The 21,581-nt window shown below is 69.1% G+C and carries 19 protein-coding genes; 11 read left to right on the forward strand and 8 right to left on the reverse strand.

The window, feature by feature from the left end; genetic code table 11:
- Positions 1 to 47: 47 nt before the first annotated feature.
- Complete coding sequence (locus AB5L97_RS08075; RefSeq protein ID WP_307956643.1) at positions 48 to 1,046, reverse strand: heparan-alpha-glucosaminide N-acetyltransferase domain-containing protein; 999 nt, start codon at positions 1,044 to 1,046, stop codon at positions 48 to 50.
- Between the two features lie 86 nt (positions 1,047 to 1,132).
- On the opposite strand from AB5L97_RS08075, the gene AB5L97_RS08080 reads away from it, so the two are divergent.
- Together AB5L97_RS08080 and AB5L97_RS08085 are read left to right on the forward strand one after the other, a co-directional pair.
- Positions 1,133 to 2,182 carry an LLM class flavin-dependent oxidoreductase gene (locus AB5L97_RS08080; protein WP_307956741.1) on the forward strand — a complete coding sequence of 350 codons (1,050 nt, stop codon included), beginning with the start codon at positions 1,133 to 1,135 and terminating at the stop codon, positions 2,180 to 2,182.
- A gap of 85 nt (positions 2,183 to 2,267) precedes the next feature.
- Positions 2,268 to 2,645: a dienelactone hydrolase family protein gene (locus tag AB5L97_RS08085; protein WP_369047128.1), complete on the forward strand. Its 378-nt coding sequence runs from the start codon at positions 2,268 to 2,270 to the stop codon at positions 2,643 to 2,645.
- Here AB5L97_RS08085 and AB5L97_RS08090 read toward each other — a convergent pair.
- The gene (locus tag AB5L97_RS08090) at positions 2,608 to 3,702 is read right to left on the reverse strand and encodes a hypothetical protein (protein WP_369047129.1); all 1,095 of its coding nucleotides are present in this window, start codon (positions 3,700 to 3,702) and stop codon (positions 2,608 to 2,610) included. The genes AB5L97_RS08085 and AB5L97_RS08090 overlap by 38 nt on opposite strands.
- A gap of 658 nt (positions 3,703 to 4,360) precedes the next feature.
- On the opposite strand from AB5L97_RS08090, the gene AB5L97_RS08095 reads away from it, so the two are divergent.
- On the forward strand, positions 4,361 to 5,878 hold the full coding sequence (locus tag AB5L97_RS08095) for an acetyl-CoA hydrolase/transferase family protein (RefSeq protein ID WP_369047130.1): 1,518 nt from the start codon (positions 4,361 to 4,363) through the stop codon (positions 5,876 to 5,878).
- Here the strand turns inward: AB5L97_RS08095 and AB5L97_RS08100 are convergent, their stop codons facing one another.
- On the reverse strand, positions 5,879 to 6,799 hold the full coding sequence (locus tag AB5L97_RS08100) for an Fpg/Nei family DNA glycosylase (protein WP_369047131.1): 921 nt from the start codon (positions 6,797 to 6,799) through the stop codon (positions 5,879 to 5,881). It lies immediately after the preceding gene.
- Between the two features lie 134 nt (positions 6,800 to 6,933).
- Between AB5L97_RS08100 and gcvH the strand changes: the two genes are divergently transcribed.
- The 5 genes from gcvH to AB5L97_RS08125 all read left to right on the forward strand — a co-directional run bounded on the left by gcvH (position 6,934) and on the right by AB5L97_RS08125 (position 9,909).
- Positions 6,934 to 7,320, forward strand: coding sequence for a glycine cleavage system protein GcvH (gene gcvH / locus AB5L97_RS08105; protein WP_369047132.1), 387 nt, complete (start codon positions 6,934 to 6,936; stop codon positions 7,318 to 7,320).
- A gap of 33 nt (positions 7,321 to 7,353) precedes the next feature.
- Positions 7,354 to 7,839: an FHA domain-containing protein gene (locus AB5L97_RS08110; RefSeq protein ID WP_369047133.1), complete on the forward strand. Its 486-nt coding sequence runs from the start codon at positions 7,354 to 7,356 to the stop codon at positions 7,837 to 7,839.
- A gap of 13 nt (positions 7,840 to 7,852) precedes the next feature.
- The gene (locus tag AB5L97_RS08115) at positions 7,853 to 8,578 is read left to right on the forward strand and encodes a MerR family transcriptional regulator (RefSeq protein ID WP_369047134.1); all 726 of its coding nucleotides are present in this window, start codon (positions 7,853 to 7,855) and stop codon (positions 8,576 to 8,578) included.
- Positions 8,578 to 9,078 carry a bifunctional nuclease family protein gene (locus AB5L97_RS08120; protein ID WP_307956634.1) on the forward strand — a complete coding sequence of 167 codons (501 nt, stop codon included), beginning with the start codon at positions 8,578 to 8,580 and terminating at the stop codon, positions 9,076 to 9,078. The genes AB5L97_RS08115 and AB5L97_RS08120 overlap by 1 nt, the downstream gene beginning before the upstream one ends.
- Positions 9,079 to 9,315: 237 nt before the next feature.
- Positions 9,316 to 9,909, forward strand: a complete 594-nt coding sequence (locus tag AB5L97_RS08125; RefSeq protein ID WP_369047135.1) for a MerR family transcriptional regulator — start codon at positions 9,316 to 9,318, stop codon at positions 9,907 to 9,909.
- A gap of 235 nt (positions 9,910 to 10,144) precedes the next feature.
- Here the strand turns inward: AB5L97_RS08125 and AB5L97_RS08130 are convergent, their stop codons facing one another.
- Positions 10,145 to 10,969 (reverse strand): ParA family protein, encoded by an 825-nt coding sequence (locus tag AB5L97_RS08130; protein ID WP_369047136.1) that lies wholly within the window; start codon positions 10,967 to 10,969, stop codon positions 10,145 to 10,147.
- A 207-nt stretch (positions 10,970 to 11,176) separates the two neighbouring features.
- Between AB5L97_RS08130 and AB5L97_RS08135 the strand changes: the two genes are divergently transcribed.
- Positions 11,177 to 14,578 carry a pyruvate carboxylase gene (locus AB5L97_RS08135; protein WP_369047137.1) on the forward strand — a complete coding sequence of 1,134 codons (3,402 nt, stop codon included), beginning with the start codon at positions 11,177 to 11,179 and terminating at the stop codon, positions 14,576 to 14,578.
- A 136-nt stretch (positions 14,579 to 14,714) separates the two neighbouring features.
- Positions 14,715 to 16,190 carry a hypothetical protein gene (locus AB5L97_RS08140; protein WP_307956630.1) on the forward strand — a complete coding sequence of 492 codons (1,476 nt, stop codon included), beginning with the start codon at positions 14,715 to 14,717 and terminating at the stop codon, positions 16,188 to 16,190.
- 79 nt (positions 16,191 to 16,269) lie between these two features.
- On the opposite strand, the gene AB5L97_RS08145 is transcribed toward AB5L97_RS08140, so the two are convergent.
- Positions 16,270 to 18,090, reverse strand: coding sequence for an AMP-dependent synthetase/ligase (locus tag AB5L97_RS08145; RefSeq protein ID WP_369047138.1), 1,821 nt, complete (start codon positions 18,088 to 18,090; stop codon positions 16,270 to 16,272).
- A gap of 161 nt (positions 18,091 to 18,251) precedes the next feature.
- On the opposite strand from AB5L97_RS08145, the gene AB5L97_RS08150 reads away from it, so the two are divergent.
- Positions 18,252 to 19,286 (forward strand): ROK family glucokinase, encoded by a 1,035-nt coding sequence (locus AB5L97_RS08150; protein WP_374049234.1) that lies wholly within the window; start codon positions 18,252 to 18,254, stop codon positions 19,284 to 19,286.
- A 27-nt stretch (positions 19,287 to 19,313) separates the two neighbouring features.
- On the opposite strand, the gene AB5L97_RS08155 is transcribed toward AB5L97_RS08150, so the two are convergent.
- The 3 genes from AB5L97_RS08155 to AB5L97_RS08165 form a co-directional block, all read right to left on the reverse strand.
- The gene (locus AB5L97_RS08155) at positions 19,314 to 19,928 is read right to left on the reverse strand and encodes a hypothetical protein (RefSeq protein ID WP_307956627.1); all 615 of its coding nucleotides are present in this window, start codon (positions 19,926 to 19,928) and stop codon (positions 19,314 to 19,316) included.
- Positions 19,925 to 20,704: an alpha/beta hydrolase gene (locus tag AB5L97_RS08160; RefSeq protein ID WP_369047139.1), complete on the reverse strand. Its 780-nt coding sequence runs from the start codon at positions 20,702 to 20,704 to the stop codon at positions 19,925 to 19,927. The genes AB5L97_RS08155 and AB5L97_RS08160 overlap by 4 nt, the downstream gene beginning before the upstream one ends.
- 62 nt (positions 20,705 to 20,766) lie before the next feature.
- Entirely contained in the window at positions 20,767 to 21,558 is a 792-nt protein-coding gene (locus AB5L97_RS08165) for an alpha/beta hydrolase (RefSeq protein ID WP_369047140.1), read from the reverse strand.
- Positions 21,559 to 21,581: the final 23 nt, after the last annotated feature.

Raw genomic sequence — 21,581 nt, forward strand, 5'->3', positions numbered from 1 at the left:
ATCCGAGGACTGGTGCCTCGTGATGCAGAATCGACCCGGGCAGCGGCCTAAAGGCTGATCCGGACCTTCCGCCTGTGAAGCCACCACGCGAGGCAGGTGAGGGCGCCGAGGATCACCGCAAGTTCGAAGATGGCCAGCCATGCCGGTGCATCTGTGTACCAGAACGGGATCCCGGGCAGTACCACGAGGGCAAGCAGGACAAGATGCGTGAGGTACAGAGCGAGTGCGTTCTCCCCCCACCAGGAGAGGGCGCCTGGGTGGCGGGGAGCTGTGCGGGAGCCGAGGTCGACGGCCAGAAGCGCCAGTGCGCTGACGGCCAGCGAGATGAGGACGTAGCTCAGCGACACGCGGATCTTGCTCACCGGCGCAATGACGAGGGACGCGGTCCCCACGGCCGCGAGCGCGGCGCAGCACAGCCCGTACGGCACGAGACCCTTACGCCATACGTCCGCAACCGCGGTCGAGAGGACCAAGAGGGCCCCCCACGAGATTGAACCGAAGAGGCCACCCTGCACCGATGCAAGCGCCGAGGGCAGCATGAACGCGTCGAGCAGGAGCTGGTAGGCCACGAGGAGCACGACGCCGACGGCGAACCTCGCCGCCGTGCCGAGCCGGATGAAGGCGAGACAGATCAGCCCGGCTACACCGAGGGCCTGGAGCACTCCCCATTCGGTGGGCTGCCCCGCGACCACAGCACCGGCCGTGAGGATCGCACCGATGCCGATCAGGCTGAGGTACCGCAGCACGAAATGGCGATACGCCGGCGTCGTGCTCGCCCGGCTCCGCCGGTCGAACGAGGGCCCGAAATTCACTCCTATCGCGAAGACGAAGCACGGCGCGACCAGATCGGCGACGGTCAGTCCGATATCCGGCGCGTGCTTGAGGAATGCGGGCACGAAGTGCACCTCGCTCGCGAAGTTGCCGGCAACCATGAGGACCACCAGGCCGCCGCGGAGCCGGTCGATCCGGACGTCCCGGGGCGGCGTCGTGCCTTCTGGGGACTCCGCGGGGCCCCCGGACGTGGTTCCCCGCGACATCGACCGCATGAAGCCGAGGTTACTCGGCGGCGACACGCCGGGGGAGTGACGACGCGCCCCGGAATAACATGCAGATGCATGCAGTTGACGCGGAGGTGAAAGCCTTTGGATTCCTCTCTTTCGGACACTACGCCCCGATGCGCGGCTCGCAGACCGGCACGGCGGCGGAGATGATCCGCCAGGCGATCGACCTCGGAGTGGGCGCCGACGAGCTCGGCGTCAACGGCGCCTACTTCCGCGTGCACCACTTCGCACCGCAGCAGGCTTCCCCCGTGCCGTTGCTCTCGGCCATCGCTGCCAAGACGCAACGCATCGAGGTCGGTACGGGCGTGATCGACATGCGCTATGAGAATCCCCTGTATCTTGCCGAGGAACTGGCCGCGCTCGACATCATCAGCGCCGGACGCATCGCGATCGGCGTGAGCCGCGGCTCGCCGGAGCCCGCCCTCCGCGGCTACGAATCCTTCGGCTACACCGGCTCGACCGACCCGCGTGGAGGGGATCTCGCCCGCGAGAAGTTCGCGCTGTTCCTCAAGGCGATCGACGGCGAAGGAATCGCCCCCGCGGACCCGCGCCAGGCCCCGGCCGGGACGCTGCTGCCGATCGAGCCCTCCTCGCCCGGCCTGCGTGACCGGATCTGGTGGGGGAGCGGTACCCGCGCCACGGCCGAGTGGACCGCGCAGCTCGGCCTGAACCTCATGAGCTCGACGCTCCTCACGGAAGCAACCGGCGTCCCCTTCCACGAGCTCCAGAGCGAGCAGATCGAGGCGTACCGCACCGCGTACAAGGCCGCGGGCCACACCCGCCCACCGCGGGTCTCGGTGAGCCGCAGCATCTTCCCGATCATGAACTCGAAGGACGCGATGTACTTCGGTGTGCGGGACGGCGGGGACCAGATCGGCATCATCGACGGGTTGCAGTCCACGTTCGGCAAGACCTACGCCGCCGAACCGGACGAGCTCGTCGAGCAGCTCAAGGGCGACTCAGCCGTCATGGCCGCGGACACCGTGATGCTCACTATCCCGAACCAGCTCGGCGCCGAGTACAACCTCCACATCCTGGAGGCCTTCGCGAAGCACGTCGCCCCCGAGCTGGGCTGGAAGCCGAACACCGACGGCCCCGTCCAAGGCGACCCGATCGACTGACAGGTGGCGCACGACGGCGCGGCCCCGGCTCGCGCCGTCGGCCTCCGTCCTCGCCACTCGCCTCGGCACCTACTAGCGTGGCCGCATGGCCGCCGACCTGCCCGAGAGGCTCGTCTACGCGGGCTTCTCCCTCGGCGCCGTGCCTGCCCAGAAGCTCGCTCAGACACGTCCGGGGGCGGCCGGCGCACGGCGGTACTACTCGTGCGTGCCCCTCGAGGCGTTCGGCGGCGTCTGGCCCGAGGGCGTTCCCGTCCAGATCCATGCGATGGATACGGACCCGTGCTTCGTGGGCGAGGGCGACGTCGACGCTGCCCGCGAGGTCGCCGCGCACGCCGAGGACGCCGAGCTCTTCCTCTACCCAGGTGATCAGCACTACTTCGCGGACAGCACGCTTCCGAGCTATCGTCCCGAAGCCGCTGCCCTGCTCAGGGCGCGGACCCTGGAATTTCTCGCGACGGTCTGACCGCGCTCCCGACCGTGACGAGCGCCGTGAGGGCGAGCATCTCGAGTCCGGTCCAGACGAGCATGCCGCCCCAAAGCTCTGGAGAGAACGTGAGTGCGCCGTCCCTGAGGGCGACAGCCCCGAAATAGGGTCCCCAGAAGACTACCGGCGCGATGGCCAGCGCCGTCAGGAGCCGGCCGGGCCGCTCTGGGCGGGGCCGCGCCGTGGCCCACACGACGCCCACGAGCAGCCCGCCGACGGCTGCGGCGCCTACGAGCCACCCGTCGCGGAACGCCACCATCGCCTGGAGCGCCACCGACGGCACAGCAGCAAGGACCGCGGCGAGCCAAGCGCGGACACGCCACCGAACGGACAGGAGTAGGAGCGGAATGAAGAGCGTCGCGGTGGAGACGAGGAACGATCCGAACGCCACGATGATGCTCGACGACGGCGCGGAGGACGCCACGTGCTGTCCTCCGCTAGTCCCGCCGTACGTCTGCACGAGTCCATGCCGCGCATACACGGCGAACTCCTGCAGGATGAACGCCCCGACCATTCCACAGAGCATCGCACTCACGACGGCGGGCACCAGCCTCGCTCGCGAGCGTGCCTCCGGGCTGTGGGCAGCGGCAGCGAACGGTGCGCCGAGGATCAGGAAGCCGCCGGCCGCAAGCCCGAGGTGCGATGGGCTGAACAGCGCCTTGATGTCCTGTTCGATCCCGAAGACCGTGTGCCACGTGAAGTCGGCCGCCCCGGAGACAAGGAAGAGCACGACGCCCGCTGCAGCGGCGCCGTATCCGGCGGGGACGGCGCCGCGCCAGGGTACGCCGGGGACGCGGCGCCGCCACACGAGCAGGCCGATCCACACGGCGCACGCGGCGAAGCCGGAGTATAGGACGGCGTGCCATGGTGTGAAGAACGTCTCGAGGTCATGCAGGTTGTTGTGGGCCCAGCCGTCGATGTACGTCCCGGTGAGGAGCCAGACGCCTGCGGCCAGCGTGATGACGTCCTCGGCCGCGCTCGTCGGCCGGTGCGCGGCAGGCCGCCCGGCCACGATCGGAACTGGAATGATGCCCATGCGTCTACGGTAGGTCCCAGCACCGTCGAGAGGAACGGGGCCAGCGTGGGTGGTTCCCGGCCTCGTCTCAGAGGTCCTCGAGGTGACGAAGACTCGCGGCCGGCCGCCGGAGGGACGGTCAAGGAGGGAGGGTGTCGAATGTCGGCGAGCACGGCGGCCGCGGGTCGCCCTCGCACGCTGCCCGGGCGATTTCAGGCAGCACACCGATGAAAGGCCACCACCGTCCGATCCCGAAGGCATACGAGGGGACCCCGATTTCGGCCGCCACGATCGCTGAGGCCGAGAGCGCCGCAGGGTCGTCGCGGACTGCCGGGTACTGGGCCATCACCTCGTGGGTGAGCGTCTTGAGCGAAGAGAGTTCCTCAGGAAACGCGACCGCGTCGGCACCGGAAGGCGACCGAGAAACGGAGGCCCCACGGCGACATGGACGTCGGCGCCCGCCCGTGCGAGCGCCTCGGCAAGCGGCAGGAGCGTGTACAGGTGGCCGTATGCGGCCGCTGCGGCAAGGGCGATCCTCGGCCGGTCGGCCGACCTGCTGCCAGGGACCCGTCCCTGCCTGCTAACACGTCCATCATGACAGAGGTCACAGCGCTATTGACGGCAGAGGAATACAGTGATTTGCGGCACGTGCAGAGCAGCCCGTGCGGAGAGGGATCAGGTGCACGAGCGAATCCGCCACGAGGGCATGCTGCAGAAGAGGATGAGCGCCGGCGAGGCCGCCGCTCTCATCCGGCCGGGGATGACGGTGGCCATGAGCGGCTTTACGGGGGCCGGGTATCCGAAGGCGGTGCCAGAGGCCCTCGCCGCGCAGATGGAGGCCGCCCACGCAGCGGGGGAGGACTTCAAGATCAAGGTCCTCACCGGGGCCTCGACCGCACCGGAACTCGACGGCGTCCTCGCCCGGGCCGACGGCATGGAGCTTCGCCTGCCCTACATGTCAGACCCGGCGCTGCGGAAGCGGATCAACGACGGCGAGCTCGACTACATGGACATCCACCTGAGCCATGTCGCCCAGCACACCTGGTTCGGCTTCTACGGGGACGTGGACGTTGCCGTCGTCGAGGTCGTGGGGATCCTCGAGGACGGCCGTCTCATTCCGTCTTCGTCCGTCGGCAACAACAAGACGTGGCTCGACATGGCGGGGAAGGTCATCCTCGAGGTGAACTCGCGCCAGCCCGCGGCCATGGAGGGCATGCACGATGTCTACTACGGCACTGCCCTCCCCCCGAACCGCAAGCCGGTGCCCATCCTGACTCCGAGCGACAGGATCGGCGAGCCCTACCTGCGTGTCGACCCCGAAAAGGTGGTCGCCGTAATCGAGACGGATGCGCCCGACCGGCTCTCCGGATTCAGCGCCCCCGACGAGGCCTCGAAGGCCATCGCGGGCCATCTGCTCGAGTTCCTCGACCACGAGATCCGCCGCGGCCGGCTCACCGACCGGCTCCTGCCGCTCCAGTCCGGCGTCGGGAACATCGCCAATGCAGTCCTCGCGGGGCTCGCCGAGGGCGGGTACAAGGGCCTCACCGCCTACACAGAGGTCATCCAGGACGGAATGCTGCACCTGATCAAGGACGGCACGATCGGGTTTGCCTCCGCGACGTCGTTCTCGCTCAGTGAGGCGGGGGTCGAGGAGTTCACCGAGAACGTCGACTACTACCGCGAGCGCATCCTCCTGCGCACCCAGGAGATCTCGAACCACCCCGAGGTGGTCCGCCGGCTCGGATGCATCGCGCTGAACGGGATGATCGAGGCCGACATCTACGGCAACGTCAATTCGACCCACGTGGCCGGGACGAGCGTCATGAACGGGATCGGCGGCTCCGGCGACTTCGCCCGCAATGGGTTCCTCAGCGTCTTCATGTCCCCGTCCGTGGCCAAGGGCGGCAGAATCTCGGCCATCGTTCCGATGGCGAGCCATGTGGACCACACGGAGCACGACACGATGGTGCTCGTCACCGAGCAGGGCATCGCGGACCTGCGCGGCCTCGCGCCGAAGCAGCGGGCCCGGACCATCATCGCGAACTGCGCCCACCCGTCGTACCGGCCGGCTCTGACGGACTACTTCGACCGGGCACTGCGCGACAGCTACGGCAAGCACACCCCGCACCTGCTGGGGGAGGCACTCTCGTGGCATGAGCGCTTCGTGCAGACCGGGGACATGCGACCGGCGTCGTGACTACTTGAGGAACTTGGACGTGCGGCGGTCCGCGAGGGGCTTGCCGCCTGTCTGGCATGTCGGGCAGTACTGCAGTGCGCTGTCCGCGAACGAGACTTCGAGGATCGTGTCCCCGCACACCGGGCAGGGCTCGCCGGCTCGCCGGTGCACACGCATCGTGGCCCGCTTCTCGTCCTTGAGCTCGTCCGCGGGCAGGCCCATCGCGTGGGCCACGGCGTCCGCGAGCACGGTTCGCATCGCCTCGTAGAGCCTCTCAGCTGTGGTGCTGTCAAGCGTCGACGCGATCGCGAAGGGCGAGATCTTCGCGGCGTGGAGGATTTCGTCGCTGTAGGCGTTGCCGATCCCGGCGATGAGCTTCTGGTCCCTGAGGAGCCCCTTGATCTGCTTCTTGTGTGCCAGCACCTTCCGGAACGCCTCGAGCGTGAACGAGTCCTCAAGAGGCTCGGGGCCGAGGTCGGCGATGCCCGGAACGTCCTCGAGCCGCCTCACAATGTGCACCGCGAGCCGCTTCCACGTGCCGGCCTCCGTGAGCTCGATGCCGCTCTCCTCGCCGTTGCGCACCAACCCGAACCGGGCCGCGATGTAGCCCCGCCCGCGCGGCACCTTCGGCTCGGGCAGATGGTCGAGCACGCGCACCCACCCGCCCAGTGAGAGATGCACGACGACGGCGAGCGGGCCGCCGTCGTCGGCCTCGCCTCGCGCCGTGCCTTCCTCCGTGCCTTCCGGCGTGCCAGTCAGGAGGACGATGTACTTGCCGCGGCGGCCCACGCCCTCGACCTGCCGTCCGACCAGTGCGGTGTAGGGCGGGTCGGCCGTCTTGAGCGCGTTGATCGCACCGATCTGGACGGACATGATGCGGGCCCCCGCCAGCCGCGCATCGAGATATGCGGCCAAGGCTGTCACCTCGGGGAGTTCCGGCATTGGACCCCTCCTGACTGGATCGACGTCTCCCGGCACCATGGTGTCAGGAAATGACCCGCTGCGCGGGCAAATCCCCGGGGAGCCTATGCCTATACTTTCAGCGACACCGCACCTTCAGAAAGGCGAGCCCCCCCATGAGCAACGTTCCTTCGGAGCTGTCCTACACCGCCGAGCATGAGTGGATCTCGATGGAGCCTGGCGATGGAGTGGTGCGCATCGGCATCACCGATTTCGCCCAGGACGCCCTCGGCGACGTGGTCTACGTCCAGATGCCCGAGGTCGGCGCCGAGGTGACCTCGAACGCCGTCGTGGGGGAGGTCGAGTCCACCAAGAGCGTGAGCGACATCTACGCTCCGGTGTCCGGCAAGGTGGTGGCCCGCAATGAGTCCCTCGACACGGATCCGGCGCTCGTCAATTCCGATCCGTACGGCGAAGGGTGGCTCATCGAGGTGCAGCTCTCCGACGGATCTGAGACGGACAGCCTGCTCAGTGCCGCCCAGTACGAGCAGCAGGTAGGGTAGAAGCCTGAGTCCGGGACTTATCGGGAGGAACTGATGGTGAGCGACGAGCGCCAGGACAGCAGCGCCGGGGAGGTCACCCAGCGCCAGGAATCGGCGTCGGAGACCACATCGATCCAGATGCCGCCGATGCCGGCTGGGTCGACGATGGCGCCTGCACTGAGCTCTGACGAGGCCGGGGCCGTGGCGGCGCTGCCCAGCGGGTCCGCGCTTCTCGTTGCCCATTCCGGACCCAACGCGGGTGCGCGGTTCCTCCTCGACTCCGAGGTGACAACCGCGGGCCGGCATCCGGACGCGGACATCTTCCTCGACGACGTGACGGTATCGCGGCGCCATGCCGAGTTCCGCCGGTCGGGCCGCGGCTACGAGGTAGTGGACAAGGGCAGCCTCAACGGGACCTACGTCAACCACGACCGTGTAGACCAGGCAGCCCTCCGCAACGGCTCGGAAGTGCAGATCGGCAAGTTCAGGCTCACGTTCTACATGAGCCCTGCACAGAGCCCGGTGCGGCCCGCCGCCTGAAGGGGGCGGATGCATGGCAGCAGCCCAGCCTGAGCGCAGGGGGGCCCCGGCCCTCAACATCGGCGATGTCCTGGCCACTCTGGCGGAGGATTTCCCGTCGATGACGGCGTCCAAGATCCGCTTCCTCGAGGAGAAGGGCCTCATCGCCCCGAACCGCACGCCCTCCGGGTACCGCCAGTACAGCCAGGGCGATGTTGAGCGGCTGCGGTTCGTGCTCGCCCTCCAGCGCGACCAGTACCTTCCGCTCAAAGTCATCAAGGACTATCTCGACGCGATCGATCGCGGGGAACGGCCCGAGAGCCTCCGGGGCGGGTTGAGCATTGCGCCGCGTGCCGTCTCGGACGGGCTCGGCGCCCTGCCGGGCGGCATGCGGCCGCGGGCGCTGAGCGAGGCCCAGCTGCGCGCCGAGTCCGGCGCCAGTGCCGCCCTCTTCGAGGCGATGCTCAGCTTCGGACTGATCAGCGCCGAGAACGGACGATTCGACGAGCATGCCCTCACCGTTGCCCGTTCCTGCGTGGCGCTGGCAGACCACGGCCTTGAACCCCGCCACCTGCGCCCGTTCCAGACCGCGGCGGAACGTGAAGTCGGCCTCATCGAGCAGGCAGTCGCCCCGAGTGCCTCGCGGCGGGACTCCGTGTCCCGTGCGCGCGCCGCCGAGGAGGCCCGTGAGCTCAGCGACCTTTTCCTGACCCTGCACCGTGCTCTGGTCCACGGGCTGATCTCGAGGATGGATGGCTGATGATCGAGGTAGAAGTCGTGGGCGTGCGCATCGAGCTGCCTTCCAACCAGCCCCTCGTCCTCCTCAAGGAGGCACACGGCGAGCGGCACCTGCCGATCTGGATCGGCACCGCAGAGGCGAGCGCGATCGCCCTCGCCCAGCAGCACGTGGTCCCGCCGAGGCCGCTCACCCATGACCTCCTGGTCAGCGTGGTCCACAGCCTTGGCCGCCAGATCGTGAGCGCCACGATTGTGTCCGTCGAGGACAGTGTGTTCTACGCGCAGCTCGGCTTCGATGACGGGACCACGGTCGAGTCTCGGGCCTCCGACGCGCTTGCCGTGGCACTCAGGGTCAACTGCCGGATCTGGTGCGCAGACGCGGTCCTGGAGGAGGCCGGCGTGCAGCTGGCCGAGGGGAGCGACAGCACCGAAGAGGGCGGCGAGCCCGCGGACGAGGAGAGCGAGATGCGGCGGTTCCGCGAGTTCCTCGCCGATGTCGAGCCGGAGGACTTCGACGAATAGGCGCTCGGGTGCGGGCTTCACGCCGGGATGGGAATCCGACACGCCCCCTGCCGAGCGGCGGAGGTCTTTGATTTCGTCTCGCCACGGTTCTAACGTCGGTAGAGACAAGCTCCCATTGCTTCCCCGAGACGTACAGGCGACACTGGAGAGTGCACCCCCGCTGTAATTACACCAAGGTGCGCCTCGAGGTCCCTCTCGGGGTGCGATGCCCCCAGGGGAGCGGTGAAGGAGGGTTTTGTGAATCCCACGCGAGAGCACGGTGAGCTCAGGCACACGTCGGCTGCAGGCGCCGAGGTGCCCGCCGGCACCCAAGGTCTTCTCTTCGACGACGACCTCCCAGAACTTGACGAGGAGGCGGGCTACCGCGGTCCGACGGCCTGCAAGGCTGCCGGGATCACGTACCGACAGCTCGACTACTGGGCTCGTACGGGACTCGTCGAGCCCACCGTCCGTGGGGCCGCAGGCAGCGGTTCCCAGCGCCTGTACGGCTTCCGCGACATCCTCGTGCTCAAGGTCGTCAAGCGTCTCCTCGACACGGGTGTCTCCCTCCAGCAGATCCGCAGCGCCGTGGGTCACCTCCGCGAGCGCGGCGTGGAGGACCTCGCCCAGATCACGCTCATGAGCGACGGCGCCTCGGTGTATGAATGCACGTCCGCCGACGAGGTCATCGATCTCGTGCAGGGCGGCCAGGGTGTGTTCGGCATCGCGGTTGGCCGCGTGTGGCGTGAGGTCGAGGGGAGCCTAGCGGAGCTGCCGAGTGAGCACGCCGCGGACCAGACGTTTCCCGGTGATGAACTGAGCAAGCGTCGCGCGGCACGCAAGACGGGCTGACGCGCCGGACGCTGAAGCCCCGATCTACCTGTCGTCCTCCAGGACGCACGACGTCGAGGGGTCGCCTCCCACGGGAAGCGACCCCTCGACGTCGTGCGCGGCACGCTGACGGAAAGGTGCTAGATGCCGGAGAAGTGCTCGATGGCGGAGAAGTGCTCGATGACACAGCAGCGCGCGTTGGCCGAGGACAGGCGAACTTGGGGCGAGCCGGGCCGGGAGGCGAGGAAGCGTGCGACTAGCGGGCGACGCGCGGGCGGAAGTCGCGGCTCTGCTTGAGGACCGCCCCGAGGAGCTGGTCGTAGAGGGCGGACGTGCCGCGCGCGGCCTCCCCAGGCCAATGGTGGACGGCGTGCGCCGCCCCCTGGATCTGCTGCCAGTTTGCAACCTCGGGGATGTTCGGCTCCATGAGGAGCGCGCCGAACATCTGCCTCATCTCCTCCAGCCGGTAGCCATGCTCGGTCGAGGAGGGACGCACCCGGTTCGCGACGACCCCAGCCGGGGCAAGCTTGGGGGCGTACTCCTGCTTGAAGAGCTGGATGGCCCGGAGGGTGCGCTCGGTGCCGGCCACAGAGAAGAGGCCCGGCTCGGCCACGAGGAGGACACGGTCGCTCGCGGCCCACGCCATGCGCGTGAGTCCGTTGAGGGACGGCGGGCAGTCGATCAGCACGAGTCCGTACCCCTCGAGCCCGTCGAGCACAATGCTGAGGCGGCGAAGGTCACGGCGGCCAAGGTCGGGACGGTCGTAGATGCCGCTCAGGGACCCGCCGTAGGCGACGTCCAGGACACGGTTCTGCTGGCCATTGAGGGCGGCGGCGCGGCGCACCCATCCGCTCGGCACCACGTTGTCCTCGAGGAACACGCGCTTGGGCGCCTTGAGCATGCGGCCGACTTCGAGCCGGCCTTCGGGGACGACGCCCAGCGCGGTGGAAGCATCAGCGTGTGGATCGAGATCGACCACAAGGGTGGGGATGCCGGCTGCGAGGGCTGCTGAGGCGAGCCCAGTGGTCACAGACGTCTTCCCGACTCCGCCCTTGAGGCTGCTGATGCTGACTACTTGCACGTGAAATCCACTATCTATCCGCTGGCCGACGTCTCCCATCCTAATCTGCCGCAGTACCGAAGACCCGACACGCCGCGGACCCCTCCGGGTCCCACGAGGCGAGACGTTACGTCCGTGATTCAGGACACTGGCCGTTGCCTTGGTAGTTTTGGCCCATAGACACTAGGCACCACCTAGTCAGTCCTGCGTTGCGACAACAGGAGTCCCATGTTCTCCAAGATTCTGGTAGCGAACCGCGGTGAGATTGCCATCCGCGCGTTCCGTGCGGGCTACGAGCTCGGTGCCAAGACGGTCGCGGTGTTCCCGCATGAAGACCGCAATTCGATCCACCGCCAGAAGGCGGACGAGGCCTACCTCATCGGTGAGGAGGGCCATCCGGTCCGTGCCTACCTCGACGTGGACGAGATTGTCCGCGTCGCCAAGGAAGCCGGCGCGGATGCGATCTACCCCGGCTACGGCTTCCTCTCGGAGAACCCCGAGCTGGCCAAGGCCGCCGCCACTGCGGGTATCACTTTCGTCGGTCCGCCTGCTGACGTCCTCGAGCTCGCCGGCCACAAGGTCCATGCGCTCGCAGCCGCCCGCAAGGCCGGCATCCCGGTCCTGAACTCCTCGGCGCCGAGCTCCGATACCGAGGAGCTCATCGCCGCGGCGGACTCGATCGGCTTCCCGATCTTCGTCAAGGCTGTGGCCGGCGGTGGCGGGCGCGGAATGCGCCGCGTCGACACCCGCGAGGCCCTTCCCGAGGCCCTCAGCGCCGCGATGCGCGAGGCCGACGCCGCCTTCGGCGACCCGACCATGTTCCTCGAGCAGGCCGTGCTGCGCCCGCGCCACATCGAGGTTCAGGTGCTCGCCGACGCCGAGGGCAACGTGGTCCACCTGTTCGAGCGCGACTGCTCGCTCCAGCGCCGCCACCAGAAGGTCGTCGAGATCGCTCCGGCCCCGCAGCTGGACGAGTCCATCCGCCAGGCCCTCTACTCGGACGCGATCAAGTTCGCCAAGGCCCTCGGCTACGTCAACGCCGGCACCGTCGAGTTCCTCGTCGACACCGTGGGCGAACGCGCGGGCCAGCACGTGTTCATCGAGATGAACCCGCGCATCCAGGTTGAGCACACGGTCACCGAAGAGGTCACCGACGTCGACCTCGTCCAGGCACAGCTGCGCATCGCCGCTGGAGAGACCCTTGAGGACCTCGGGCTCACGCAGGACAAGATCCACCTCAAGGGTGCCGCGCTCCAGTGCCGGATCACCACCGAGGACCCGGCCAACGGCTTCCGTCCCGATGTCGGCAAGATCACCGGCTACCGGTCGGCGGGCGGCGCAGGCGTGCGGCTCGACGGCGGCACGATCTACCAGGGCGCCGAGATCAGCCCGCACTTCGACTCGATGCTCGTCAAGCTCACATGCCGCGGCCGCGACTACGCGACGGCCGTCAAGCGTGCCCGCCGCGCCCTCGCGGAGTTCCGCATCCGCGGTGTCTCCACGAACATCCCGTTCCTCCAGGCCGTGCTCGACGACGAGGACTTCGTGGCCGGCAACGTGGCGACATCGTTCATCGACGAGCGGCCCGAGCTGCTCAAGGCACGCTCGTCCGCAGACCGGGGGACCAAGCTGCTCACGTGGCTCGCGGAGGTGACGGTCAACAAGCCGAACGGCGAGCTCAAGGTCCACGCCGACCCGCGCGCCAAGCTGCCGAAGGCCGATCTGGACGACGCACCCGCCGGCTCACGCCAGCGCCTGCTCGAACTCGGTCCGGAGGGCTTCGCGAAGGCCCTGCGCGAGCAGAACGCCGTCGCCGTGACGGACACGACGTTCCGCGACGCGCACCAGTCGCTCCTCGCAACCCGCGTGCGCACCCGCGACCTTGTTGCCGCCGGGCCGGCCGTCTCGGTCCTGACCCCTGAGCTCCTCTCGGTCGAGGCATGGGGTGGTGCGACCTACGACGTCGCGCTGCGCTTCCTCGGCGAGGACCCGTGGCAGCGCCTCGCCGCGCTCCGCAAGGCGATCCCGAACATCTGCCTCCAGATGCTCCTGCGCGGCCGCAACACGGTGGGCTACACCCCGTACCCGGAGGAGGTCACGGTCGCCTTCGTCAAGGAGGCTGCCGCCACCGGCATCGACATCTTCCGGATCTTCGACGCGCTCAACGACGTGAACCAGATGGCTCCCGCCATCAAGGCCGTCCGCGAGACCGGGACGGCCGTGGCCGAGGTGGCCCTCTGCTACACGGGCGACCTGCTCGACCCGGCCGAGGAGCTCTACACGCTCGACTACTACCTCGGCCTCGCGCAGAAGATCGTCGACGCCGGTGCCCACATCCTCGCGATCAAGGACATGGCCGGGCTCCTCCGCCCGGCCGCGGCTGCGAAGCTCGTGACGGCCCTGCGCGAGCGGTTCGACCTCCCGGTCCACCTGCACACGCACGACACGGCGGGCGGCCAGCTCGCGACGCTGCTTGCCGCCGTCGACGCAGGGGTCGACGCCGTCGACGTCGCCTCTGCGGCCCTCGCTGGCACGACGAGCCAGCCCTCGGCCTCGGCGCTCGTCGCCGACCTCGCCCACACGCCGAGGGACACGGGTGTCTCGCTGAAGAACGTGAGTGCCCTCGAGCCGTACTGGGAGGCCGTGCGACGCGTCTACGCGCCGTTCGAGTCCGGCCTTCCGGGCCCCACGGGACGTGTCTACCTGCACGAGATTCCGGGCGGCCAGCTCTCCAATCTGCGCCAGCAGGCCATGGCTCTGGGCCTCGCCGAGCGATTCGAGGCGATCGAGGACATGTACGCGGCCGCCGACCGCATCCTCGGGCGTCTCGTCAAGGTCACGCCCTCCTCCAAGGTGGTCGGAGACCTCGCCCTGCACCTCGTGGGCCTCGGCGCCGATCCGGCCGAGTTCCAGGAGAACCCGCAGAAGTTCGACATCCCCGAGTCGGTCATCGGCTTCCTCAGCGGCGAGCTGGGCGACCCGCCCGGGGGCTGGCCCGAGCCGTTCCGCACCAAGGCGCTCCAGGGCCGCACGGTCAAGGTTCGTGAGGAGACCCTCTCGTCCGAGGACTCCGCGGCGCTCGAGGGCGATTCGGCGACTCGCAGAGCGACCCTCAACCGGCTGCTGTTCCCCGGTCCGACCAAGGACTACCTCGCCAGCCGCGAGAGCTACGGCAACCTCGCAGTGCTCGACACGCGCGACTACCTCTACGGCCTCCAGCGCGGCCAGGAGCATGTCATCGAGCTCGAGAAGGGCGTGCGCCTCATCGCGCAGCTCGAGGCCATCTCCGAGCCGGACGAGAAGGGCCTGCGTACGGTCATCGCGACGCTCAACGGCCAGTCGCGGCCCGTCGCCGTGCGGGACCGCTCCGTCCAGAGCAACGTCAAGCAGGCGGAGAAGGCCGATGCGACGAACCCCGGCCACGTGGCCGCCCCGTTCGCCGGCGCGGTCACCGTCACGGCGAGGGAAGGCGACCTCATCCAGGCCGGCGACTCGGTCGCGACCATCGAAGCCATGAAGATGGAGGCTGCGATCACCTCGCCCATCTCGGGCAAGGTGGGACGCGTCGTCGTGAGCGGTGTCTCCCAGGTACAGGGTGGCGATCTCCTGCTCGTCGTCGGCGCCGAGTAGCCGTTCGATCCTGTCAGATCGGCCCGGCAGCAAGCCCCGAAATTCGGGCCTGCTGCCGGGCCGACGGCTAGACTGAGCGCGATCGAGGGAGGCGGCGTGCCGCTGCGCCTCGTACCGACGACGCGAACGGGAGCCGATGACCGAGGAGACCAAGCCCACGCCGGGACCGCGCCGCAGCGCGGCGCAGGCCGCACCGGACGGTACCGACGAGGCGGCTGCAGCGTCAACGCCGGCGAGCGCAGAGGATGTGGACGCGCACGCAGACGGGGCGCCCACGGTGGAGGGCGACGGGAACGACGCCGCGGCGCAGCCCGCCGTCGACCGCGTTGAATCCTCGCCCATCGACGTCGTCACGGTGACCGATGCGCAGGACCGCACGAGCGCAGACTCGCTTTCGGCGCTCACCTCCTTGAGCGTTCCCGTCGACCTCAACGCGGTGCCGCCGGCACCGTCGCAGCCCCCGGCGGGATGGCTCGCGAGCCATCCTCTTGCGGCACCGGCGGGAGATGCACCGGAGGCCGCCAGTAGCGTGCCGGAGCCGACGGAAGTGCCGCTCGAAGTGTTCGCGCCGACCACCGAGATCGAGCCCGGGTATCAGCCGCGCGGCTCTGAGCCTGTGTCCGAGGCCGTTGCCGACGACGAGCCGGCGCCAGCCCTGAGCGAGCGTCGGGCTCGCGCCGAAGGTCCCGAGCCTGCCACGTCGCTGACCTCGGACAGGCTCGTCGAGAAGACCGCGGCCCCGCCCGTGAGCGGGTGGCGGCGATGGCTCTACTTCACGACGTTCGGCTACGTGAACCTGGGCGACTCCGACGCCGTCAGGACCCAGCGGGCCCTCGAGCACCGCATCGCCGTCCGCCTTGGCGACCGCACGCGGTACGTGCCCGTGCTGTCCCGCAAGGGCGGCGTCGGCAAGACGACCGTGACCACCCTGCTGGGCATGGCGCTCGCCGACCTGCGCGAGGACCGCGTCATCGCGATGGACGCCAACCCGGACCGCGGCACTCTCTCCGACCGCAACCCCGGGCGTGCCTCGCAGACGGCGCGTCAGCTCGTCAAGGATCGCTTCGACGTGAACTCCTTCGCGCAGCTCTCCACCTACACCGCCCGAGAGGGCTCGCGGCTCGATGTGCTCGCCTCGGATGCGGATCCGATGGTCGCGCACGCGTTCAACGACGCCGACTACCGCGCGGTCACGGACATCCTCGGCAGGTACTACTCGATCGTCCTGACTGATTCAGGCACCGGCATGGTGCACTCGGTCATGCAGGGCACGCTGGAGAAGGCCGACGCCGTCGTGCTGGTCTCCGGGGGAAGCGTCGACGAGGCGCGGCTCGCCTCTGAGACGCTCTCGTGGCTTGAGGCGCACGGGCGCGACGACCTGGTGCGCAAGGCGATCGTTGCGATCAACCTGGCGGCGGGTGACGGGACAAGGGTCGACGTCGACGAGATCGAGGACCACTTCCGCTCCCGGGTCCGGCACGTCGTGAGGATTCCGCACGACCGGCACTTGGCCGAGGGATCACAGATCGAGTTCGCGAAGCTGCGCGGCGCCACGCGCGCGGCCGCCGTCGAGCTCGCTGCGCTCGTCGTGGACGAGCTGACCGAGGACTGATCGCTCGCAAGACTCCGGGGTGACGCGAAAGGCCCGCGGTCCCTTCCCGGACCGCGGGCCTCTGCTGTTCGTGCCGGCGTCAGACCTTGCTCGGCTTGGGCGTGGAGTAGATCCCCTCGACGTAGTCCCCGAAGTCACTCATGATTTGGGCCCGCTTGACCTTGAGGGACGGCGTGAGGTGCCCCGAGGCCTCGGTGAAGTCCATGGGGACCACGCGGAACGCCTTGATGGCCTCAGCCTTGGAGACCGCAGTGTTGGCGTGGTCGATGAGCGTCTGCACATGCGCGAGGACCGTCGGGTTCGTCGCTGCCTCCTCCATGCTCGTGCCCTTCGGCAAGCCATGGCGATCAAGCCAGCCGGGGAGGGCCTCCTCGTCAAGGGTGACAAGCGCCGCGATGAACGGGCGGTTCTCGCCCACGACGACGACCTGCGAGACGAGCGCGTCGGCCCGGATCTGGTCCTCGAGCGGCGCGGGCGCAACGTTCTTGCCGCCAGCCGTGACGATGATGTCCTTCTTGCGTCCGGTGATGCGCAGATAGCCGTCGGCGTCGAGCTCGCCGATGTCTCCTGTGTGGAACCAGCCGTCCGTGAACGTCTGGGCCTGGAGCTCGGGCAGGTTGTAGTAGCCGCGCATGACGCACACGCCCTTGGCCAGGATCTCGCCGTCATCGGCGATTCGCACCGCGTTCCCCGGCAGGGGGGCGCCCACGGTGCCGATCTTGATAAGCGAGGGGGTGTTGACCGAGATGGGCGCTGTCGTCTCTGTGAGCCCGTAGCCCTCAAGGACGAGCAGCCCGATGCCGTGGAAGAAGTGCCCGAGCCGCTCGCCGAGCGGACCGCCGCCCGAGACGGCGTACTTGACGTGGCCGCCCATGGCGGCGCGAAGCTTCCTGTACACGAGGAGGTCGAACAGCGCGTGCTGGAGGCGGAGGCCGAGCGGCGGATGGCCGCCGTCTTCATGCGCCTTCGACCAGGCGATCGCAAGGTCCGCGGCGCGGCGGAAGATCTTGCCCTTGCCGCCGTCCTCGGCCTTGGTCAGGGCGGAATTGTAGACCTTCTCGAACACGCGGGGCACGACGAGGATGAACGTGGGCTCGAAGCTCTGCAGATCGGCCAAGAGGTTCTTGACGTCCGGCGTATGCGCCATCTGGACACCGGCCGCCACCGCGAGCACTTCGATGAAGCGGGCGAAGACGTGGGCCAGGGGGAGGAAGAGGATCGTCTTCGCACCCGGCTCGACGACCTCGCCGAGCGCCGTCGCCGCATTCTCCGAGAGCGCGACGAAGTTCCCATGCGTCAGCTCGCATCCCTTGGGCCGTCCAAGCGTGCCGGAGGTGTAGATGATCGTCGCCGTCGAGTCGAGGGTCGCGGCCGATCGGCGCGCCTCGAGCTCCTCGTCCGAGACGCTCTTTCCCGCGGCGCGCAGGGCGTCGAGGCCGGCGGCGGACATCTGCCACACGTGCTTCATCCCGCTGAGGCCCTCGGACTCCACGGCCTGGCGGACAGCATCCTCGTGGTGCGGCGTCTCGCCGAAGGCTGCCATTGCGCCCGAGTTGCCCAGGTTCCAGGCGATCTGGCTCGGCGATGAGGTCTCGTAGATCGGCACGGAGACCGCCCCCGCGAACCAGATGGCGAAGTCGATGAGCGTCCACTCGTAGCACGTGCGTGCCATGATGCCGACGCGGTCTCCTAGACCGACTCCTTCGGCGATGAGTCCCTTGGCGATCCGTTCGACATCGGCGCGGAACTCCTTGGCGGTGATGTCCTGCCACGCGCCGGCGGCATCCCGCTTGGCGAACAGCACGGGGTTCGACGGCTTCTCGGCCTGTTCGATGACGAAGTCCGTGGTGTTGTGCGACACGGGGGTGGGGACAAGGGGCGGGACGATCTTTTCGCGCACGATTTCTCCTTCGGTATCTCCCGGTGCGCGGGAGATGGCTTAACCATATCCAAGCCCCACATTCCGGGTGTGCCTTGGATCACGCATAATCCTACTGGCGAGTAACAATAGCCCGAGCGGCAGCGTTGCGCCACACGGCTCCGCGGCGTCGCCCCATTAGAATGGCCAGCGTGCGCAGACCCCGCTTGGCCCCGACGTTCAGACAGCAGGACCCGAGGCTGAGGCGCAGGGGCCTCGCGATAGGCATCGACATCGGCGGAACGAAGGTCGCTGCGGGCGTCGTCGATGCCGAAGGACGGGTGCTGCGACGCGCCCGCCGCGCGACGCCGGGCACACGTCCCCGCGAGGTCGAACGCGTGATCGCCGAGCTCGTCGAGGAGCTCAGCGCGCACCACCGGATCACCTCCGTGGGCATCGGCGCGGCCGGCTGGATGGACCTCGACGGCGGGACGGTGCTCTTCAGCCCGCACCTCGCCTGGCGCAACGAGCCGCTCCGGGAGAACCTCGAGAAGCTCCTCCGCCGCCGGATCTACCTCTCGAACGACGCCGACGCCGCCGCATGGGCGGAGTGGCGCTTCGGCGCGGGGAAACACGAGAGCCGGCTCGTGTGCATCACGCTCGGCACGGGGATCGGCGGGGCCATGGTGATGTCCGGCCGTCTCGAGCGGGGACGCTACGGCGTGGCCGGCGAGTTCGGCCACCAGATCATCATGCCCGGCGGTCACCGGTGCGAATGCGGGAACCGCGGCTGCTGGGAGCAGTACGCATCCGGCAACGCCCTCGGGCGCGAGGCGCGGGAGCTCGCCCGCGCGAACTCGCCGGTCGCGCAGGAGCTGCTGCGCGCCGTCGACCGCGATCCGGAGCGCATCACGGGAGCGATCGTCACCGAGCTGGCCCGGGAGGGCGACGCCGCCTCACAGGAGCTCCTCGAAGACGTAGGCGAGTGGCTCGGCCTGGGGCTTGCGAACCTCGCGGCCGCGCTGGATCCGGGCACCTTCGTGATCGGCGGCGGACTGTGCGATGCCGGGGAACTGCTCTTGGCTCCGGCGAGACGGGCGTTCGCGAGAAACCTGACGGGCCGCGGCTTCCGCCCCCCGGCGCGGATCGTGCGGGCGGATCTTGGCCCCGAAGCCGGCCTTATCGGCGCCGCCGACCTCTCACGCGTTCACCTGCGCTCGCGCGGTTGGGCGCACTGACGCGTCGGATCCGTTCGGTGTGCTCGGCTAGATCCGGGCGCCGTCGTCGCCGTCGTCGTCCTTGTTCCGGGGGAGGCGCATGATCAGCGTTCCGACCCCAGCGATGAAGGCTGCCACGAGGAGCACGATCACGAAGCCCGGCACGCCGCGCCACACGAGCGCGCAGACGAGTAGGGCCACGGGGCCGCCCAGCGCCCCAGACCACGCAAGCACCGAGACCGGGTCCGCGCCCGCGAGCACGGGCTCCGGCTCGTCGGGGACGAAGTCGCCGGGCAGGCCGTCGTGCTCATCGCCGGCCGGTCCTCGGCCCGACACTCCGCTCCCCGAGGATTCGGACCGGCCCCCGGAGATTCCGAGCGGGTCGAAGCGCGAGAAGCCGGCGCCGTCGTCCCCGAGAGCGCCGGGATCACCATCCGTGGGTTCGACGTTGCTGGGCGCGTCGGGGTGGATGAGCCCACTGCGGGGCCTGTGCCCGCGCGGCGGGGCGCCCGCGGCGGCGCGCTCGGCCGCGGATGGTTCGCGCGGTGCAGGCCCCCCGCCTTCGTCGCCGGACGGCCCACCGCCGAGGCGCGCGACAAGGTCGCGCCACGCGTCGTCGTCGGGTGCGGCGTCGTGGCCGTCAGGATCCGGATGACCGCTCATGCGGCGGACTCCGCTCCGTCGGTGGGCCGGGTGCCTTCGACAGGTGCGTCCGCGTGCGTCGCAGTGCCGATGGTCTCGCGGATGAAGGCGGCCGACCGCGTGAAGATCGTCTCCGCGTCGTTGTCGAGCGTCGCGACATGGTAGCTGTCAGTGAGCCGGACCAGGCGGATGTCCGTTCCGCCGTACCGGCCCAGAATGGCCCCGAGGCTCCGCTCGCTCGTGACCACGTGGTCCACCGTCGAGCGGAAGACCTGGAGGGGCGCGACGGCCCGGGGGAGGGCCTCCACGGTATCGCGGAAGAGGAGCTTCATCTGGTGCGCGGCCGCGACCGGGACGATGTCATACCCGCCCTCGTCCTGACCGGGTCTCTTGATGTCGTTGTGGATGCCCGGCACGGTCTTGACGACGTAGCGCATCACGGCCGAGACATGGGAGCGGGGATCGTCCACGACGAGTGCGGGGTTGACCACCGTGACCGCGGCGACGGGCCGGTGTGCGGCAAGCCGCAGGGCCAGGGCACCGCCCATCGACAGGCCTGCCGCGACCACCGTGTCGCAGTCGCGTGCGAGCTCGAGGTAGGCGGCCTCGTACGCTTCGTACCAGACGCGCCACGGGATACGGGCGAGATCCTCGACCGACGTGCCATGGCCGGGCAGAAGGGGGGTCGAGACGCGGAATCCGGCCTCGCGGAGCGCAGTGGCCCACGGCACGATTCCTGCGAGCTCGCCCGTGAAGCCGTGGCTCAGCGCGACCCCGACTGTCGGAGGGGTGTCCATGGCATGAATTATGCACCGAGAGCTGGCCTCCGCCCTCACGCCACGAGGTTCGGGCGCGTCTGTCAGGCCCCGATCCCCGTATGCAGCGCGGCGTGCTCGGCCCAGCGGTCGAACGTGTCGGCCGTGCGGTCGATGATCAGCCGGGCTTCGGGTCCGCGTGTGGCGACGTGGGGGCTGCCGTGGAGGGGAACCACCTGGACCTCCGGGCTCGAGACCCGGCCCACGATCCGGGCGAGCGACGACGGCGGGACGACCGGGTCGACGTCGGACTTGAACGCGATCAGGGGCACGGTGACGCGCGGCAGGACGCGGTCGGTGGCATGGAAGAGGCGTTTGAGCTCGTGGACAGCGGCGATGGGGGTCCGCGAGTAGTCGCCCTCGTCGCCGACGGGCTGGGGTGCGTCGGCCTCGTCGATCGGACCTGTGGTGCGCATCAGCAGGCGGTAGACGCCGATGAAGCGCGCGCGCTGGTCATAGAAGCCGAGACCAGGATTGACGACGGCGATCCCCGCCACCGGGGGCACAGGGCCGTGCCCTTCGGCTGCTGAACGGCGCGCCGCGGTGTGGAGCGCGATCGTCCCGCCCATCGAGAGGCCCGCGAGGAAGAGGATGTCGGTGCGGGCTGCGACGGCCGCACAGGCTGCCGAGAAGCTGTCGGTCCACTCGTGCCACCGGCGCTTCTCGAGGTCTCGCCAGCTGGTTCCGTGTCCGGGAAGAAGGGGGACCTCGACGTCGAACCCGCGTGCGGCGAGGCCGTCCGCCCAAGGCTTGACGGACGAGGGGGAGCCCGAGAATCCGTGGCAGAGCGCCACGCCGAGCCGATGAGGACGGACCCCGCCTTCCATATGCTCCATGGGTCCATCGTGACAGCACGCAG

It is taken from the genome of Sinomonas sp. P10A9 (genome assembly GCF_041022165.1).
Taxonomy (GTDB): domain Bacteria; phylum Actinomycetota; class Actinomycetes; order Actinomycetales; family Micrococcaceae; genus Sinomonas; species Sinomonas puerhi.